Source organism: Nitrospirillum viridazoti CBAmc, assembly GCF_000730165.1.
Classification (GTDB): Bacteria; Pseudomonadota; Alphaproteobacteria; order Azospirillales; family Azospirillaceae; genus Nitrospirillum; species Nitrospirillum viridazoti.
The window spans coordinates 878,720-895,786 of record NZ_CP022111.1; the positions used below are offsets into that span (position 1 = coordinate 878,720).

At 68.3% G+C, this 17,067-nt stretch carries 14 protein-coding genes; 8 read left to right on the forward strand and 6 right to left on the reverse strand.

What is annotated here, in order from left to right; all coding sequences use genetic code 11:
• Positions 1–25 precede the first annotated feature (25 nt).
• The 3 genes from Y958_RS17260 to Y958_RS17270 all read left to right on the forward strand — a co-directional run bounded on the left by Y958_RS17260 (position 26) and on the right by Y958_RS17270 (position 5,389).
• On the forward strand, positions 26–2,257 hold the full coding sequence (locus Y958_RS17260) for a beta-glucosidase (RefSeq protein ID WP_244909565.1): 2,232 nt from the start codon (positions 26–28) through the stop codon (positions 2,255–2,257).
• A 78-nt stretch (positions 2,258–2,335) separates the two neighbouring features.
• Complete coding sequence (locus Y958_RS17265; RefSeq protein WP_088873225.1) at positions 2,336–3,931, forward strand: carboxylesterase/lipase family protein; 1,596 nt, start codon at positions 2,336–2,338, stop codon at positions 3,929–3,931.
• A gap of 135 nt (positions 3,932–4,066) precedes the next feature.
• Complete coding sequence (locus Y958_RS17270) at positions 4,067–5,389, forward strand: sugar MFS transporter (RefSeq protein WP_211098676.1); 1,323 nt, start codon at positions 4,067–4,069, stop codon at positions 5,387–5,389.
• A gap of 62 nt (positions 5,390–5,451) precedes the next feature.
• Here Y958_RS17270 and Y958_RS17275 read toward each other — a convergent pair whose 3' ends face one another.
• Both Y958_RS17275 and ruvX read right to left on the reverse strand, forming a co-directional pair.
• Positions 5,452–6,378 (reverse strand): AEC family transporter, encoded by a 927-nt coding sequence (locus Y958_RS17275; protein WP_088873227.1) that lies wholly within the window; start codon positions 6,376–6,378, stop codon positions 5,452–5,454.
• Positions 6,379–6,384: 6 nt separating this feature from the next.
• Positions 6,385–6,963: a Holliday junction resolvase RuvX gene (gene ruvX, locus Y958_RS17280; RefSeq protein WP_088873228.1), complete on the reverse strand. Its 579-nt coding sequence runs from the start codon at positions 6,961–6,963 to the stop codon at positions 6,385–6,387.
• 101 nt (positions 6,964–7,064) lie between these two features.
• Between ruvX and gatC the strand changes: the two genes are divergently transcribed.
• Positions 7,065–7,352 carry an Asp-tRNA(Asn)/Glu-tRNA(Gln) amidotransferase subunit GatC gene (gene gatC, locus Y958_RS17285; RefSeq protein ID WP_040845375.1) on the forward strand — a complete coding sequence of 96 codons (288 nt, stop codon included), beginning with the start codon at positions 7,065–7,067 and terminating at the stop codon, positions 7,350–7,352.
• Positions 7,352–8,836, forward strand: coding sequence for an Asp-tRNA(Asn)/Glu-tRNA(Gln) amidotransferase subunit GatA (gene gatA / locus Y958_RS17290; RefSeq protein ID WP_088873229.1), 1,485 nt, complete (start codon positions 7,352–7,354; stop codon positions 8,834–8,836). The genes gatC and gatA overlap by 1 nt, the downstream gene beginning before the upstream one ends.
• A 58-nt stretch (positions 8,837–8,894) precedes the next feature.
• Here the strand turns inward: gatA and Y958_RS17295 are convergent, their stop codons facing one another.
• From Y958_RS17295 to Y958_RS17310, 4 genes are all read right to left on the reverse strand, one after another.
• Complete coding sequence (locus tag Y958_RS17295) at positions 8,895–9,092, reverse strand: hypothetical protein (RefSeq protein ID WP_088873230.1); 198 nt, start codon at positions 9,090–9,092, stop codon at positions 8,895–8,897.
• Complete coding sequence (locus Y958_RS17300; protein ID WP_186291453.1) at positions 9,089–9,865, reverse strand: ribonuclease T2 family protein; 777 nt, start codon at positions 9,863–9,865, stop codon at positions 9,089–9,091. Before Y958_RS17300 ends, Y958_RS17295 begins: the two co-directional genes overlap by 4 nt.
• A 147-nt stretch (positions 9,866–10,012) precedes the next feature.
• The gene (locus tag Y958_RS17305; protein ID WP_040845379.1) at positions 10,013–10,198 is read right to left on the reverse strand and encodes a hypothetical protein; all 186 of its coding nucleotides are present in this window, start codon (positions 10,196–10,198) and stop codon (positions 10,013–10,015) included.
• Positions 10,195–10,452, reverse strand: a complete 258-nt coding sequence (locus tag Y958_RS17310) for a hypothetical protein (RefSeq protein WP_040845380.1) — start codon at positions 10,450–10,452, stop codon at positions 10,195–10,197. Before Y958_RS17310 ends, Y958_RS17305 begins: the two co-directional genes overlap by 4 nt.
• A gap of 633 nt (positions 10,453–11,085) precedes the next feature.
• Between Y958_RS17310 and Y958_RS17315 the strand changes: the two genes are divergently transcribed.
• From Y958_RS17315 to Y958_RS17325, 3 genes are read left to right on the forward strand one after another with little or no spacing between them, the layout of a single operon-like run.
• Entirely contained in the window at positions 11,086–12,336 is a 1,251-nt protein-coding gene (locus Y958_RS17315) for an efflux RND transporter periplasmic adaptor subunit (protein ID WP_145727933.1), read from the forward strand.
• Between the two features lie 4 nt (positions 12,337–12,340).
• A complete protein-coding gene (locus Y958_RS17320) occupies positions 12,341–15,514 on the forward strand; it encodes an efflux RND transporter permease subunit (protein ID WP_088873233.1) in 3,174 nt (1,057 codons plus the stop codon).
• On the forward strand, positions 15,511–16,992 hold the full coding sequence (locus Y958_RS17325; protein WP_088873234.1) for an efflux transporter outer membrane subunit: 1,482 nt from the start codon (positions 15,511–15,513) through the stop codon (positions 16,990–16,992). The genes Y958_RS17320 and Y958_RS17325 overlap by 4 nt, the downstream gene beginning before the upstream one ends.
• The last annotated feature ends 75 nt before the right edge of the window (positions 16,993–17,067 follow it).

Below are 17,067 nucleotides of genomic sequence, written 5' to 3' on the forward strand. Positions count from 1 at the left end.
AAACAACTGGATGGAAACGCACCCCATGACCGATCGCATGCGCCGCCTGCTGCTGGGCACAGCCCTGTCGCTCTCGCTCACCGCTCCGTTGGCGACCACCGCCCTGGCCGCCGAGGCGGCGCGGCCGTGGATGGACACCAAGCTGTCGCCGGACCAGCGCGCCGACCTGCTGAACAAGGAACTGACGCTGGATGAGCGCATAGGCCTGGTCCACGGGCCCATGGCCATGCCCTTCCTGGGCGCCAAGCTGCCCGAAGGCGCCATCGGATCTGCCGGTTACATCCCTGGCGTGCCGCGCCTGGGCGTCCCGGCCCTGCAGGAGAGCGACGCCAGCCTGGGTGTCGCCAACCCCATGAACGTGCGACCGGGCGACCCGTCCACGGCCCTGCCGTCCGGCCTGTCGCTCGCATCCACCTGGAACCCTGAGACCGCTTACAAGGGCGGCGCCATGATCGGGAAGGAGGCGCACGCCAAGGGCCTGAACGTCCTGCTGGCCGGTGGCGTCAACCTGGCGCGCGATCCGCGCAACGGCCGCAACTTCGAATATCTGGGCGAGGATCCCTTGCTGGCCGGCACCCTGGGCGGTGAATCCATCCGGGGCATCCAAGACCAGAACGTCGTTTCCACCATCAAGCACTTCGCGGTGAACGACCAGGAAACCCAGCGCATGACCCTGGATGTCAAGATCGCGGAGGCGGCGGCGCGCGAAAGCGACCTGCTGGCCTTCCAGATCGCCATCGAGAAGGGCAAGCCCGGCTCCGTCATGTGCGCCTACAACAAGGTCAACGGCGCCTATGCCTGCGACAACCCCTTCCTGCTGAACAAGGTGCTGAAGACCGACTGGGCCTATCCCGGCTGGGTCATGTCCGACTGGGGCGCGGTTCATGGTGTCGAGGCGGCTGTGAACGGCCTGGACCAGGAATCGGGTGAGCAGATCGACGTCATGCTCAGTCCCGGCGGCAAGGTCTGGTTCAATGAGCCGCTGAAGGCCGCCATCCAGGACAAGACCGTGCCGGCGGAACGCCTGTCCGATATGACGCGGCGCATCCTGCGCTCCATGTTCGCGGCCGGCCTGTTCGACAAGCCGGCGGCCAAGGCGCCCATCGACTTCGACGCCCACGCCCAGGTGACCAAGGCGGCCGGGACCGAGGGCATCGTCCTGCTGAAGAACAAGGGCGATGTGCTGCCCCTGGCCACCAAAGGCAAGACCATCACCGTCATCGGCGGCTTCGCCAACGCCGGCGTGCTGTCGGGTGGCGGCTCTTCCCAGGTGGTGTCGGACGCGGGCCCGGGCGCCAGCATCCCCTTGGGCGGCGACGGCATGATGGGCCCCTTCCGCACCGTGGTCTATCACGCGTCCTCGCCCCTGAAGGCCATCCGCGCCAAGGCGGGGGAGAAGCAGGTGCGCTTCAACGACGGTTCCTATCCGGCGGAGGCGGCGGCCGTGGCCAAGACCACGGACGTGGCCATCGTCTTCGCCACCCAGTGGATGAGCGAGGGCGCCGACGCGCCGGACCTCAGCCTGCCCAACGGCCAGGACGCCCTGATCGCCGCCGTGGCCGCCGCCAACCCCAACACCATCGTGGTGCTGGAGACGGGCGGGCCGGTGCACATGCCCTGGCTGGACAAGGTGGCCGGCGTGGTGGAGGCCTGGTATCCCGGCAGCCGGGGGGGCGAGGCCATCGCCGATATCCTGTTCGGTGACGCCAATCCCTCCGGCCGCCTGCCCATCACCTTCCCGGCGGACGACAGCCAGTTGCTGCACCAGGACATCCCCGGTGCCGACAAGCCGGAGTTCAGCCCGGCGGAGATCACCTATACGGAGGGCGCCGACGTCGGCTATCGCCATTACGCCAAGACGGGGGCCAAGCCCCTGTTCCCCTTCGGCTATGGCCTGGGCTACAGCCACTTCAGCTATGGCGACGTGAAGGTGACGGGCGGCGACACCCTGACCGTCAGCTTCGAGGTCACCAACACCGGCAAGCGCCCCGGCCAGGACGTGCCCCAGGTCTATCTGACCAACGCCGCCGGTACCAAGACCCAGCGCCTGATCGGTTGGTCCAAGGTGGCCCTGGCCCCGGGAGAGAAGAAGCGTGTGACCGTCACCGCCGACACCCGACTGCTGGGCAGCTTCGATGAGGCCGCGCACGCCTGGCAGGTCAAGGCTGGCGAGTACCAGGTTGCCGTGGGGGCCTCGGCCACCGACCTGGATCTCAAGGGCGAGGCGGCCGTCAAGGCCTCCACCCGCCAGCCATAAGCCTTTTTGGAACTTGGATCGCCACCGGTTCCGGCCAAGCTGCGACCGGTGGCGATGATCCTGACAAGGGGAAATGCGATGTCCAAGATGATGAAGCGGATCGCGGTCGCGGCGCTGCTGCTGACCGCTGCACCACCGGCGCTCGCGGCGGAAGCGCCGGTGGTGCAGGTGGAACAGGGCCGAGTTTCCGGCGTGGTCAGCGGCGATGTGGCGGCGTTCAAGGGCATCCCCTTCGCCGCCCCGCCGGTGGGCCCCTTGCGCTGGCGCCCGCCGCAGCCGGCCGCCGCCTGGGCCGGCGTACGTTCCGGCGCCGAGTATGGCGCCGACTGCATGCAGAAACCGCTGCCGGGCGACGCGGCGCCCCTGGGCGTGGCCCCGGCGGAGGATTGCCTGTACCTGAACGTCTGGGCGCCCGCCGACACCGTCAAGCCGGGCGCCAAGCGGCCGGTGATGGTGTGGATCTACGGGGGTGGCTTCGTGAACGGCGGCAGCTCCCCCGCCGTCTATGACGGGTCGAACTTCGCCCGTGACGGCGTTGTGCTGGTCAGCTTCAACTACCGCGTCGGCCGCTTCGGCTTCTTCGCCCATCCCGCCCTGGTGGCGGAGGCGGGGCAGGGCCCCGTGGGCAACTATGGCTATCTCGACCAGCTGGCGGCCCTGCAGTGGGTGAAGCGCAACATCACCGCCTTCGGCGGCGACCCCGACAATGTCACCATCTTCGGTGAATCCGCGGGCGGCATCTCCGTCCACACCCTGCTGACCTCGCCCATGGCCAAGGGTCTGTTCAATCGGGGCATCGTCCAGTCGGGCGCCGGACGCGAGCGCATCCTGCCCACGCCGCCCTTGCATGCGGACGGTGACGCGCCGTCGGCGGAAAAATCGGGCCTGGCCTATGCCGCCCAGCACGACATCACCGACACGGGCGCCGCCGGCCTGGCGGCCCTGCGCGCCCTACCGGCGGAGGCGGTGGTGGACGGCCTGAACATGGCGACCATGAACGTGCCGACCTATTCCGGACCCATGGTGGATGGCGCCGTGGTCCGCTATTCGGCGCCGGTGCCGGCCTATGCGGCGGGGGCGGGCGCCGACGTGCCGGTGATGGTGGGCGCCACCGGGGCCGACGGCTTCTTCTTCGGTGGTTCGCTGGACGATGTGCTGGCGCCCTTCGGCGCCGACAAGGACAAGGCGCTGGCCCTGTTCGATCCCGACGGGTCACGCGACGTGAAGCTGATCGGCCACCGTGTGGCAGGCGCCTTCATGTTCATCGAGCCGGCGCGCGAGACCGCCCGCCTGCTGTCGGCTCACAAATCGCCCGTCTACCTGTTCCGCTATTCCTATGTGGCGGAAAGCATGCGCAAGGAATGGTGGGGCACGCCGCACGCGACGGAAATCCCCTTCGTCTTCGATACGGTGAAGGCCCGCTATGGCGACGCGCTGACGGCGGCGGACGCGGCGGCGGCCAAGGCGGCGCACGCCTACTGGGTGGCCTTCGCCAAGACGGGCAAGCCGGAGCCCCAGGGATTGCCGGCCTGGACGCCCTTCAAGGCAGGCCAGGATGAGCGCCTGATGGACTTCGGCACCAAGGGGCCGGTGCTGGAGGTCGACCCGATGAAGGACCGGCTGGACCTGGCGCAGAAGGTGGTGGAGCAGCGGACCAAGGCAGCATCGAACTAGTCATATTGCGTCGCGGAAAATTTCATTTCGCAACGCAATAAAATACGAATGTGTCGTAATAGCCATTGAACCTGGGCCCGACGGATGTCAAACCCCTCGGGCCCGGACTTATCATACCGACTGGACGAACGATCGATGTCGACCGCATCCGCCCACAATAAATCCATGACGTCGCTGGCCCCGATCGTCGTCATGCTGTTCTTCGCCTGGGGCTTCGCCACATCCATCGTGGACGCCGTGATCCCCAAGCTGAAGGAACAGTTCTCGCTGAACTACACCGAGGCGATGCTGGTGCAGTTCGCCTTCTTCCTGGCCTACTTCGTCGTGTCGGTTCCGGCGGGCGCCCTGCTGGCGCGCCTGGGCTATCTGCGCGGCATCGTCGCCGGCTTGGTCATCATGACCCTGGGCTGCCTGCTGTTCGTGCCGGCCTCCAGCATGGGTCTGTTCGCCGCCTTCCTGCTGGCATTGTTCGTCATGGCGGGCGGCATCACCGTGCTGCAGGTGGCGGCCAACCCGCTGATGTCGCTGCTGGGCCGGCCGGAGACGGCGTCCAGCCGCCTGAACCTGGCGCAGGCCTTCAACTCCCTTGGCACGACGCTGGGGCCCATCCTGGGTTCGGTCTTCATCCTGTCCAAGGCGGCGGATGGGGATGCCAGCGCGCGCGGCGTGCACGTGCCCTTCCTCATGATCGCAGCCCTGCTGGTGGTCCTGTCCTTGCTGTTCTGGTTCCTGCGGGGCCGTGAGGGGGCCGCCACCGACCAGCAGTCGGGCAGTGCCCTCAGCCTGCGGGTGCTGCGCCACAGCCAGCTGGCTCTGGGCGTGGTTTCCATCTTCGTCTACGTCGGGGCGGAGGTGTCCATCGGCAGCGCCATGGTCAACTACCTGATCCTTGATCGCACGCGGGACGCGGCGTCCGAGCTGGGCACCTGGTACGCCGGCCTGATCCACTTGCACGACGTGCTGAACACGCCGGAGTCCAAGGCGGCCGTGCTGGTCAGCCTGTACTGGGGTGGCGCCATGGTCGGCCGCTTTATCGGGTCCGTCGTGCTGCGCTTCGCCCGGCCCGGCATCGTGCTGATGGCGTGCTCGCTGGCCGCCGCCCTGCTGGTCAGCCTGTCCATGGCCAGCAGCGGCACGCTCGCCATGGCCACCATCCTGTCGGTGGGCCTGTGCAACTCCATCATGTTCCCGACCATCTTCACCATCGCCATCGATGGGCTGGAGGAAGAGACGCCCCAGGGCGCCGGCATGCTGTGCCTGGCCATCTTCGGCGGCGCCGTGGTGCCCATGATCACGGGCAAGGTCGCCGATCTGACCAGCCTGGTGCTGGCCTTCATCGTGCCGGTGGCCTGCTACCTGATGATCGCCGGCTACGGCCTGCTGACCGGCCTGCATCTGCTGTCGGGCAAGCCCGCCGCCAAGACCGGCGGCGCTCCCCGTGCGGTGTCCATGCACTGACGCGTGTTGGCCTTTGACGTGATGATCGGCGGCGTTGGGCACCCTGCGCCGCCGATGTCGTTTCAGGCGGTCAAGAAGGCCAGAAGCACCGGCAGGGTGACAGCCGCCGCCAGGGTCTGGACGGTGATGATGCCCGCCATCAGCGGGGCGTCGCCGCCCATCTGCCGGGCCAGGACGTAGGCGCTGACCGAGGTGGGCAGGGCGTTGTACAGCACCACGGCGACGAAGGCGTTGCCCTGGACGCCCAACGCCTTGGCCAGCAGTGCCGTGATGACGGGCAGGACGGCCAGGCGGGCGATGCTGCTGACCGCCACGGCCACCTTGGCGCCACGGATGGCGGAAAAGCCGAGGCCAGCGCCTACGGCCAGAAGTCCCAAGGGCAGGCTGGCCTGACCCAGCACGTTCATGACGGGCGACACCACCGGGATCTGGCGGATGCCGGCCAGGTTCATCGCGGCACCCACGATGACGGAGCAGACCAGCGGGTTGCTCAGGATCTGCCACAGGGTGCGCAGCGGGTGGCGCTTCATGCCGGCCGGCATATCGCCGTGGCGTTGCATCACCAGAATGCTGAGGATGTTCACCGTGGGCATGCAGAACAGCACGCCGATAGCCATCAGGGCCGTGCCATGCGGGCCCAGCAGCGCAGCGCCCAAGGCCATGGCGACATAGGTGTTGACCCGCACCGCCCCCTGGAAGACCGAGGTGTAGGCCGGGTCGCTGCCGGACAGGCGGCGGCAGCTGAGCTGCAGGGCGGCGCTCAGCAGCAGGATGCCGCCCACCAGGGCGCTGCCCATGGCCCAGATGTCCATGCCCGACAGATCGGTCTTGGCGGTGCCGTCGATCAGCAGCGCGGGGAACAGCAGGTAATAGATCAGCCGCTCGGCCGCGCCCCAGAAGGCGGCGTCGATCAGCTTGAAATGCCGCAACCCGAAGCCGATCGCGATCAGCAGGAAGGTGGGCGCCAGCGCCGTCAGGACCTGCAGCATGCCTGGTCAGTCATCCCGATCGCGGTCTTCTTCATCCTGTCTTCCATCCAGGCCCGCCGCGTCACCCTTCGCTTCGTCACGGGCGGCCAGGGCGGCGCGCGCAGCCTCGGCCGCCATGAAGTCCAGGGCGCCCTGAAGAATGTAGGCCGCGGCCATGCGGTCGACCACCTCGTCCCGGCGTTTCCGGGTCATGTCCCATTCGATCATCATGCGGCTGACGGCCGAGGTGGACAGGCGTTCGTCCCAGAAGGCGATCTCGGGCACTTGGCCGCCCAGCAGCTGGGGCTGTTCGATCAGGTTCTGGGCGAAGCTGCGGGCGGATTGGGCGGCCGGGCCGTCGCTGCCGTCCATGTTGCGGGGCAGGCCGATGACGAAGCCGGCGACGTTGCGGCCGCGCAGCTCCTTGGCCAGATCCTGCACATCGGTCGTGAACTTGCGCCGCATGATGGTGCCGACCGGCGAGGCCACGGTCAGGCCGGGGTCGGAGATCGCCATGCCGATGGTCTTGGACCCCAGATCCAGGCCCATCAGCCGCCCGCCGGGGGGCAACTGGGCCTTGAGGTCCCTGATGTTGCGGATCGCCATACCGGGTGTTACCTTCCGCGCCGCCCGGGGGCCGGCGGCATACGACACGCCGCCTGTCATCGCCCCCGTGGCTCCTTATTCCGAAGGAGAGACTTAGCACCATGTCCCTCGACAAGGCCACCGTGGCGAAGATCGCGCATCTCGCCCGCATCAAGGTCCCGGACTCCGATCTGGAGCAACTGGCCGGCGAACTCAACACCATCATGCATTGGGTGGAGATGTTGGGCGAGGTGGACACCCAAAACGTGGAACCGATGACCAGCGTGGTCGCCGCCAACCTGCGCCGGCGCCCCGACGCCGTGACCGACGGCGGTTATCCGGAAAAGGTGGTCGCCAACGCCACCGATGCCACCGAGAATTTCTTTTCCGTGCCCAAGGTTGTCGAGTGATGACGAAGCTGACCCACCTGACCATGGCCGATGCCTTGGCCGGCCTGGCCGCCAAGGAGTTCACCGCCGTCGAGCTGACCCAGGCGCACCTGGACGCCATGGCGGCGACCAAGGAGCTGAACGCCTACATCATCGAGACGCCGGACGTGGCGCTGAAGCAGGCGGCCGACGCCGACGCCCGCTACGCCAAGGGCGAGCAGCGGGCCCTGGACGGCCTGCCCCTGGGCATCAAGGACCTGTTCTGCACCGAGGGCGTGCAGACCACGGCCGCCAGCCACATCCTGGACGGCTTCGTCCCGCCGTATGAGAGCACGGTCACCACCCAGCTGTTCCGCGACGGCGCCGTCATGCTGGGCAAGCTGAACCTGGATGAATTCGCCATGGGCTCGGCCAACATCACCAGCCACTACGGCCCGGTGATCAGCCCGTGGTCGCCCAAGGACGAAGCCGGTAACTTCACCCGCAAGCTGGTGCCCGGCGGTTCCTCGGGTGGCTCTGCCGCCGCCGTGGCCGCGCGCCTGGCGCTGGGCGCCACCGGTACCGACACCGGTGGTTCCATCCGCCAGCCGGCCAGCTTCGTCGGCATCGTCGGTATCAAGCCCACCTATGGCCGCTGCTCGCGCTGGGGCATCGTCGCCTTCGCCTCGTCCCTGGACCAGGCCGGCCCCATGACCCGCACGGTGAAGGACGCGGCGCTCATGCTGCGCTCCATGGCCGGTTACGACCCCAAGGACAGCACCTCCATCGATGTGCCGGTGCCGGACTACGCCGCCGCCCTGACCGGCGACATCCGCGGCCTGCGCGTGGGCATTCCCAAGGAATACCGCGTCGATGGCATGCCGGCGGAGATCGAGAAGCTGTGGCAGCAGGGCATCGAATGGCTGAAGGCCGCCGGCGCCACGCCGGTTGAGATCAGCCTGCCGCACACCAAGTACGCCCTGCCGGCCTACTACATTGTCGCCCCGGCTGAGGCCTCCTCCAACCTGGCCCGTTATGACGGCGTGCGTTTCGGCCTGCGCGTCGAGGGCAAGGACCTGAAGGAGATGTATGAGAATACCCGCGCCGAGGGCTTCGGCGCCGAGGTGAAGCGCCGCATCATGATCGGCACCTACGTGCTGTCGGCCGGCTACTACGACGCCTATTACCTGAAGGCGCAGAAGGTGCGGGCCCGCATCGCCGAGGACTTCACCAAGGCGTACGAGCTGTGCGACGTCATCCTGACGCCCACCGCCCCGTCGGCCGCCTTCGGCATCGGCGAGAAGATGGACGATCCCATCGCCATGTACCTGAACGACGTCTTCACCGTTCCCGCCAACCTGGCGGGCCTGCCCGGTCTGTCGGTGCCGGCCGGCCTCAGCGGCGAGGGCCTGCCCCTGGGCTTGCAGGTGCTGGGCCGTCCGTTCGATGAAGCCACCGTGTTGAAGGTCGGCCACGTCATCGAACAGGCCGCCGGCCCGCAGCCCCTCCCGCCGCTGGTGTCGTAAGCGCCGTTCCGGTCCCGGAATGAAAAAGGCGGCGTCCTCGCGGGCGTCGCCTTTTTCGTTAGAGCCGCCGCTTGGACCGGCGCCGCAGGGTCATGCCCAGGTCAACGGCGGATGCGACTATGAAGAGCACGACCGAATGCCGGACGAGGGCGCTGTCGTGGACACCCTCAACGGCGTCGACGCCGGCGCATAGGGCGGCCATGATCAGGCCCGAGAACATCGACCATCCGATCTCCGCCAGTGTCGGCCGGATCATTTGAACCCCGCCACCTTCAGCGCCTCATCCGGGTTGCCCTTGTCGCAGCGGCCGGGCTGGTCGGCGGGGCTGTCGGTCAGGTGGGCGGCGTCCAGCGCGGTGGTGCCGTCGTCGGCCGCCTTCAGGGTGAAGGTGATCTGGGTCAGGAAGGCGGCCTTGCCCGTGCCCAGCACGGCGGACTGGCGCGCGGCCTCGCCGAAGTCGGCGGCCAGGGCGTCGCACAGGGCCTTGCGCGTCACGCTTTTGCCCGTGGCGTCGGCCAGCAGGGTGCCGGCCTTGCCGCCGCCCAGCGTCTTCACCATGGCGCCGGCCTGGGCGTAGTACTGGTCGGCGGACAGGCCGCTGCAGTAGCCGTGCTTCTGCCATTCATGCAGGGTGAGGCCGGACGCGATGCCGGGCATGACCTCCGCCAAGGTGCCTTGCACCGCGGGCGACAGGGGCGGCAGCACGCGGTCCTTCCAGGTGGGGTCGTTGTCCTTGGCGGACAGGGAGCACGCGCTGCTCCACTGCGGCCACAGGCCATGCAGGGTCAGGTGGGTGGCACCGAAGCTGGTGGCGCGGTCGCCGGCGGCACACTCCGGATGGCCATCGCCGTGCAGGTAGCAGAACTCCGGCTCCCAGCTCAGCACGAACATGTAGGTGTGGTGGCCCGGTGTCTGCTTGTCGCCGGGAACCGACGCGCCTCCGGCGGCGTCGGCCGCCAAGGCGCCGCCGCCGGCCAGGCAGGCGGCCATGACCAAAGCCGTGGCGGTGTTCCGAAGACCCTTGCGCATCGCGTGCATCTCCCCATCCGGTTTGCCCTTATGGAGTGTGGGAACACGCGGTCGCCGTCAAGGGGAAAGAGGTCCAAAAGGGGAACAAAAGGAATAGGCCTGGCGATGGTGGCCAGGCCTATTCGGCGTTGTCGGGCCTTTAAGGCGTCAAGGCGTCCTGCGGAACAGGCCCGCCAGGAACTGCAGCAGGAACAGGAAGACACCGATGCCGACGATGATGCGCAACACCTCTGCCAGGATGGGCGGCAGCAGGGTCACGGCCAAATCCACCAGCATGATGATCAGCAGCAGGCTGAGGATGGCGTAAAGGATGTTGCGGAGGGGGGCGTTCATGGGGCGATCTCTCTCGTCAGGGAACCGGGATGGGGGCCGGTCCCAGGCTTGGGCAAGGGAATGCTCGGCAGGCGGGCATGGCGGACGGCGGCCACCAGCACCTGGCCCATGAAGGCCAGGAAGACCAGGCCCACCAGCAACGGCGGCAGCGCGCCGATGACGGGGGGCAGCACCTGCATGGCCAAATCCGTCAGGGGAACCAGCAGCAGAAGAACGACGGTGACCGACAAAAGGTTGCGCAGGGCATTCAGCACGGGCGACCTCCAGACCTTCTTAGACGGCCCCCAACGGCGCATCTCACGATCCATTCGGAAGGGCCCACCGGGCCTTCCCTGGTAACAAATTGGGAAATAGCGGGGTCGGTTGCCGTGGCAACAGGCAGGCGGGCCAAAGCGCTAAGGGCCGTGCCGGAATGCCTATCCACCCATCAGGCGGGTCGAGGATGGGAATATCCGGCCTGCCGGCCGGCATGACCAAAGGCGGCCGGTGGAGAGGCGAAACTGTGTCTTCGGCCATTCGGCCTATGACCTGCGTCAAATGGCCCAGCCGGCCGAAGGGCGCCTTCCCAACCCTCCACTGGCCGTCCGGGAAGTCCGTCGGCGGGCCGGCTGTGTGGGGCATTCCAAGGAAAACAAGCGTTCCGCCCACGGTGCGCGCGATGCGGCGTAATCAAATCGTCACAGCGATGAGGCGCTAACCATAAAATTTAGGAATGTCTCCAATAAATCGGGCGGCGCCTGCGCTGAAATGGCCCATTGCCCTGTTCCTGCAAAGATGCGATCCCGCGTTTCCTTGGTTTTTGCGGTGCACCGTGCGGATGCGTCATCGCGACGCGGCTGTTTAGGCCTTCCCCCGTTTGCCCGCGACTGTCGCGTGGAGTGTTTAGGGTGCCTTCTTTCCGCCTTCTTCCCGGTCCCGGTCGTGGGCTGCAGTGGCTGGGTGCCGCCTTGCTGGTGGCCGCGGTGGTGGGAATGATCGTGATCAGGGAAAGCGATGCGCCGCCGGCGCCGCCGCCTCAGCCCGAGGCCGCCCCCGGCACCTTCCAGGTGACGCCGGGCCAGTGGGCGACGCTGGGCATGGAGATCGTGGCCCCGCACCCCTTCCAAACCCACATCGACACCGATGGCCGGGTGACGGCCAATGACGAGGCGACGACGCCGGTCTATTCCCCCGTTTCCGGTCAGGTGGGAACCGTGACCGCCCGCGTGGGCGATCATGTGGCCAAGGACGCCGTGCTCATGACCGTTGACGCCACTGACATGGCGCAGGGGCGCAGCGACCTGGCGGCCGCCGCATCGGCCGCCGCCGCGGCTGATGCCCAACTGCGGCAGGCGCGGGTGACGGAACAGCGCCAGCGTGACCTGTACCAGGCCGACGGCGGCGCTCTGAAGGATTGGCAGCAGGCTCAGGTGGACCTGGTGACGGCGGAAACGGCCGCGCGCACGGCGCAGGCGGCCCTGGCCGCCGTCCGCGACCGGCTGCGGGTGCTGGGCCGCACCCCGCAGGAGATCGCGGCCCTTACGCATGAGGGGGTCGCCTTGGCACCGACCCCGGTGCGCGCGCCCGTCGCCGGCACTGTGCTGCAGCGCCAGGTTTCCCCGGGCCAGTACGTCAACGGGGCGGCCAACGGCGGCACCATGGCCTTCAGCCTGGCCGACCTTTCCACCGTCTGGCTGTTGGCCAATGTGCGCGAGGGCGATGCCCCGGCGGTGGCCGTGGGGCAGGAGGTCGAGGTGCGCGTGCCCGCCTATCCGGCCCGGGTGTTCCGCGGCCGGGTGGCGGCGGTGGCCCCGGCCATCGACCCCGCCACCCGGCGCCTGGCGGTGCGCGTCACCCTGGACAACGCCGACGGCGCCCTGAAGCCGGAGATGATGGCGACCGTACGCCTGTTTACCGACCCTGGGGCCAGCGCCCCCGCCGCCCCGGCCCTGGCCGTGCCGGAACGGGCGGTGATCCATGAGGGCGACGTGTCGCGCGTCTGGGTGGCCGACGCCGCCCACCACGCCCTGGCGCTGCGCCCCGTGACCCTGGGGCGGCAGCAGGACGGGCTGGTGGAGGTGTTGGACGGCCTGAAGGCCGGCGACAGTGTGGTGACCAAGGGCGCCCTGTTCATCGACCGCGCGGCGCAGGGCGACTGACATCATGAACAAGGTCGTCATTTTCGCGCTGCGCCAGCGCGTCCTGATGCTGGCGGCGTTGGCCGTCCTGCTGGTGGTGGGCGTGGGCGCCTTCCTGCGCCTGAACATCGAGGCCTATCCCGATCCGGTCCCACCCATGGTGGAGATCGTGACCCAGAACAGCGGCCAGTCGGCCGAGGAGATCGAGCGCTACATCACCGTGCCCATCGAGGTGCAGATGGCCGGTATTCCCCATGTCACGGCCATCCGCTCCGTCTCGCTGTTCGGGCTGTCGGACATCAAGATCCAGTTCACCTACGACTTCACCTATGACGAGGCGGTGCAGCGGGTGGTCAACCAGCTGTCGCAGCTGTCCAACCTGCCGTCGGGCGTGCAGCCGGCCATTTCGCCTGAAAGCCCCATCGGCGAGATCCTGCGCTATCAGGTGGTGGGGCCGCCGGGCTATTCCGTCACCGACCTCAAGACCCTGCAGGACTGGGTGCTGCAGCGCCGGTTCAAGGCCGTGCCGGGCGTCATCGATGTGTCGGGCTGGGGCGGCAAGACCAAGGCGTACGAGGTGACGGTGGACCAGCGCAAGCTGACCGCCTACGGCCTGACCATCCCCGGCGTGCTGCAGGCCCTGAACAACGCCAATATCAATGTCGGCGGCCAGACGGTGAACATCGGCGACCAGGCCATGGTGGTGCGCGGCGTGGGCCAGATCCATTCGCTGGACGACATCCGGGGCACCATGCTGGCGGCCAACAACGGCACGCCGGTGCTGGTGGGCGACGTCGCCACCGTCACCGTGGGCAACCAGCCGCGCCTGGGCATCGCCGGCCGCGACGGCCAGGACGACATCGTCCAGGGCATCGTGCTCATGCGCCGGGGGGCGGAGAGCAAACCCACCATTCTGGCCGCCAAGGCGGAGATGGAGAAGATCAACACGTCAGGCATCCTGCCGCCGGGCGTGTACCTCAAGACCATCTACGACCGGTCGGACCTGATCGACCTGACCACCCACACCGTGCTGCACAACATGGTCATGGGCATCGTCCTGATCTTCTTCGTGCAGTGGCTGTTCCTGGGTGATCTGCGCAGCGCCGTCATCGTGGCCGCCACGGTGCCCTTCGCCCTGTTCTTCGCCATCCTGATCATGACCCTGCGCGGGGAGTCGGCCAACCTGCTGTCCGTCGGCGCCATCGACTTCGGCCTGATCGTGGACGCCACCGTCATCATGGTGGAGAACATCTTCCGCCACCTGGCGCAACCGCCCAAGGAACGGTTCGCCAAATCCTCCATCATGCACAGCGTGCGGCAGGAGGTGATCCTGCGCGGCCGGTTCGGCGTCATCGCCAACTCCGCCGTCGAGGTCAACCGCGCCATCTTCTTCTCCGCCGCCATCATCATCGCCGGCTTCGTGCCGCTGTTCACCCTGTCGGGGGTGGAGGGGCACATCTTCGGCCCCATGGCCAAGACCTACGCCTATGCCATCGCCGGCGGCCTGATCGCCACCTTCACCATCTCCCCCGCCTTGAGCGCCATCCTGCTGCCCGAGCAGGTGCGGGAGCGTGACACGGTGGTGGTGCGTGTGCTGCACCGCCTCTATCCGCCCCTGTTGCGCCTGGCCTTGGCCAACAGGCGCCTGGTGCTGGCCGTGGCCGGCGCGCTGATGGTGCTGGCCATCGTCTGCACCCGCTTCATGGGCATGGAATTCCTGCCGCACCTGGAGGAGGGCAACCTCTGGATCCGTGCCAACCTGCCCCTGTCCATCTCGCTGGAGGCGGGGACCGAGGCGGTGGACGGCATCCGCCGCATCATCAAGGATTATCCGGAAGTGGAGACCGTCATCTCCCAGCACGGTCGACCCGATGACGGTACCGACGCGACCGGCTTCTTCAATGCCGAATTCTTCGTGCCGCTGAAGCCCTTCGACAACTGGCCCAAGGGCTGGGACAAGGAACGCCTGACCCGCGACATCGAGGCGAAGCTGAGCGAGCGCTTCCCCGGCATCGAGTTCAACTTCTCCCAATATATCGAGGATAATGTGGAGGAGGCGGCCAGCGGCGTTAAGGGCGAGAACTCGGTCAAGCTGTTCGGCAACGACCTTGAGACGCTGGAGAAGACCGCCAACCGCATCAAGCAGGTGATGTCCACTGTGCCCGGCGTGACCGACCTCGGTGTCTTCAAGTCGCTGGGCCAGCCCACGATCAAGATCACGGTGGACCGGGCCAAGGCCGCCCGCTACGGCCTGTCCACCGGCGACGCCAACGCCGTTGTCCAGGCCGCCATCGGCGGGCAGGCGGCCGGCAACCTGTATGAAGACGGCAGCGACCGCAACTTCCCCATCATGGTGCGCCTGTCGCCCGAGGATCGCGGCAGCCTGGACGCCATCCGCCACATCACCGTGGGGACGACCGCGCTTGGCACGGGGACGGCCCCCATTCCCTTGGCCGACGTGGCCGACATCCGCATGGTCTCCGGCGCGTCCTTCATCTATCGCGAGGGGCAGGGGCGCTACATCCCCATCAAGTTCAGCGTGCGCGGACGCGACCTGGGCAGCGCGGTATTGGAGGCGCAGCAGAAGGTGGCGGAGCAGGTGCAGCTGCCCGGCGGCTATCGCCTGGAATGGGTGGGGGAGTTCGGCAACCTTCAGGATGCGGTGCGCCGCCTGGCGGTGGCCGTCCCGGTCAGCCTGGCGCTGATCTGCGTGCTGCTGTACCTCAACTTCGCCTCCATGACCGACACGCTGCTGGCGGCCAGCGTCATGCCCATGGCGCTGATCGGCGGCATCTTCATCCTGGCAGCCACGGGCACGCCCTTCTCCATCTCCGCCGCCATCGGCTTCATCGGCCTGTTCGGCATCTCGGTGATGGAGGGCATCATCGTCATCTCCTACTTCAACCAGCTGGTCCATGCGGGGATGGAACGGGCGTCGGCGCTGGTGAAGGCGGCGGAGACGCGCCTGCGTCCCGTCATGATGACCTGCATCGCCGCCTGTGTCGGCCTGCTGCCGGCCGCCCTATCGCACGGCATCGGGTCGCAGGTGCAGCGGCCGCTGGCCATGGTGGTGGTGGGCGGCATCCTGCTGGCGCCCATCCTGATCCTGGTGGTGCTGCCGGTGCTCATCAGCCTGTTCTCCAGCCGTACCGCGCTGCCCATGCAGGACGGGCCGGTCCAGGTGGGGGAGGCTGAATGATGCGCCGCGTCCTTCCCTTCATCCCCGCCCTGCTGCTCGCGGCCTGCGCCGTCGGTCCGGACTACCAGGCGCCGGCCGCCCCGCCCAAGACGGCGCTGGCCCCGCCGCCCAAGCTGCCGGACCAGGGCCTGTTGGCCGGCCGCGACATTCCGGCCGACTGGTGGGCGCTGTTCAGGTCGCCGGCCCTGGACGGGCTGGTGCGTGAGGCTATGGCCCACAACGCCGACGTCGCGGCGGCGCAGGCGGCCCTGCGCGTGGCGCGGGAAAACGCCTACGCCAACGCCGGCTCCTTCCTGCCCGCCATCGACGCCAGTTTCCAGGCCACGCGGCAGAAGGACCCCACCGGCACTGTGGCGCCCACGGCGGCCAACAACGCGCCACAGCTGAACCTGTTCACCCCGCAGCTGTCGGTGTCCTACAGCCCGGATCTGTGGGGCGGCACCCGGCGGGGGCAGGAGGCGCTGGACGCCACCACCGAGGGCCAGCGCTTCCAGGTCGAGGCGACGTACCTGACCCTCACGTCCAACGTGGTGGTGGCGGCGGTGACGGAGGCCAGCCTGCGCGGCCAGATCGACGCCACCCGGTCCATCATCGCCGACGCCGGCAAGGCCCTGGCCATCCTGCGACGCCAGCGGGACCTGGGCCAGGTCTCGGCCGCCGACGTGGCGGCGGGGGAGACGGCGCTGGCGCAAGCCGAGCAGACGCTGCCGCCGCTGGAAAAGCAGCTGGAGCAGCAGCGCCATCAGCTGAACGCCCTGCTGGGCCGCATGCCGGCCGACCCGACGCCGGAGACCTTCCAGCTGGGCGACCTGGCCCTGCCGGGGGAGCTGCCCTACAGCCTGCCGGCACGGCTGGTGGAACAGCGGCCCGACATCCGCCTGGCCGCCGCCAACCTGCATGTCGCCAGCGCCAACGTCGGTGTGGCCGTGGCCAACCGCCTGCCCAACCTGACGCTCAGCGGGGCGGCGGGGTCCAGCGCCTCGGCACTGAACAGCCTGTTCACCGCCGGCAACGGCTTCTGGAACTTCGGCGCCAGCCTGACCCAGCCGGTGTTCGAAGGGTTCAGCCTGGCGCATAAGGAAAAAGCGGCGCGGGCGGCCCTGGACCAGGCGGCGGCGCAGTACCGGTCCACCGTGGTCCTGGCTTTCCAGAACGTGGCCGATACCCTGTCGGCGCTGAAGAGCGACGGCGACGCCCTGGCGGCGGCGCAGCGGGCGGACGCCGCCGCCGCCCATGCCCTGGACCTCGCCCGGCGGCAGCTGGCCTTGGGGGCGGCGGCGCCCTCGGCCGTGCTGGCGGCGCAGCAGGCGGCGGCGCAGGCGCGGATGGCCCTGGTGCAGGCCCAGGCCACTCGCCTGATGGACACCGCCGCCCTGTTCCAGGCCCTGGGCGGTGGCTGGTGGAACGTGCCGCCGGCGCAGGAGGGGGACGAGCCCGGCCACGCCGCCCCGCCCGATGGAGGCTTCATCACCCGATAGTCCTTCGATGGTTCATTTGGTTAACCATCTGGAAACCCAATCCTGGCACCGTGTGTCGCAGGGACGATTTGTCAC

Coding starts and splice junctions, on each gene's coding strand:
- Y958_RS17260 (WP_244909565.1), top strand. CDS start 26: ATGACCGATCGCATGCGCCGCCTGCTGCTGGGCACAGCCCTGTCGCTC.
- Y958_RS17275 (WP_088873227.1), bottom strand. CDS start 6,378: ATGCTGCAGGTCCTGACGGCGCTGGCGCCCACCTTCCTGCTGATCGCG.
- Y958_RS17300 (WP_186291453.1), bottom strand. CDS start 9,865: ATGCGCAAGGGTCTTCGGAACACCGCCACGGCTTTGGTCATGGCCGCC.
- ruvX (WP_088873228.1), bottom strand. CDS start 6,963: ATGGCGATCCGCAACATCAGGGACCTCAAGGCCCAGTTGCCCCCCGGC.
- Y958_RS17305 (WP_040845379.1), bottom strand. CDS start 10,198: ATGAACGCCCCCCTCCGCAACATCCTTTACGCCATCCTCAGCCTGCTG.
- Y958_RS17270 (WP_211098676.1), top strand. CDS start 4,067: ATGTCGACCGCATCCGCCCACAATAAATCCATGACGTCGCTGGCCCCG.
- gatA (WP_088873229.1), top strand. CDS start 7,352: ATGACGAAGCTGACCCACCTGACCATGGCCGATGCCTTGGCCGGCCTG.
- Y958_RS17325 (WP_088873234.1), top strand. CDS start 15,511: ATGATGCGCCGCGTCCTTCCCTTCATCCCCGCCCTGCTGCTCGCGGCC.
- gatC (WP_040845375.1), top strand. CDS start 7,065: ATGTCCCTCGACAAGGCCACCGTGGCGAAGATCGCGCATCTCGCCCGC.
- Y958_RS17320 (WP_088873233.1), top strand. CDS start 12,341: ATGAACAAGGTCGTCATTTTCGCGCTGCGCCAGCGCGTCCTGATGCTG.
- Y958_RS17295 (WP_088873230.1), bottom strand. CDS start 9,092: ATGATCCGGCCGACACTGGCGGAGATCGGATGGTCGATGTTCTCGGGC.
- Y958_RS17265 (WP_088873225.1), top strand. CDS start 2,336: ATGTCCAAGATGATGAAGCGGATCGCGGTCGCGGCGCTGCTGCTGACC.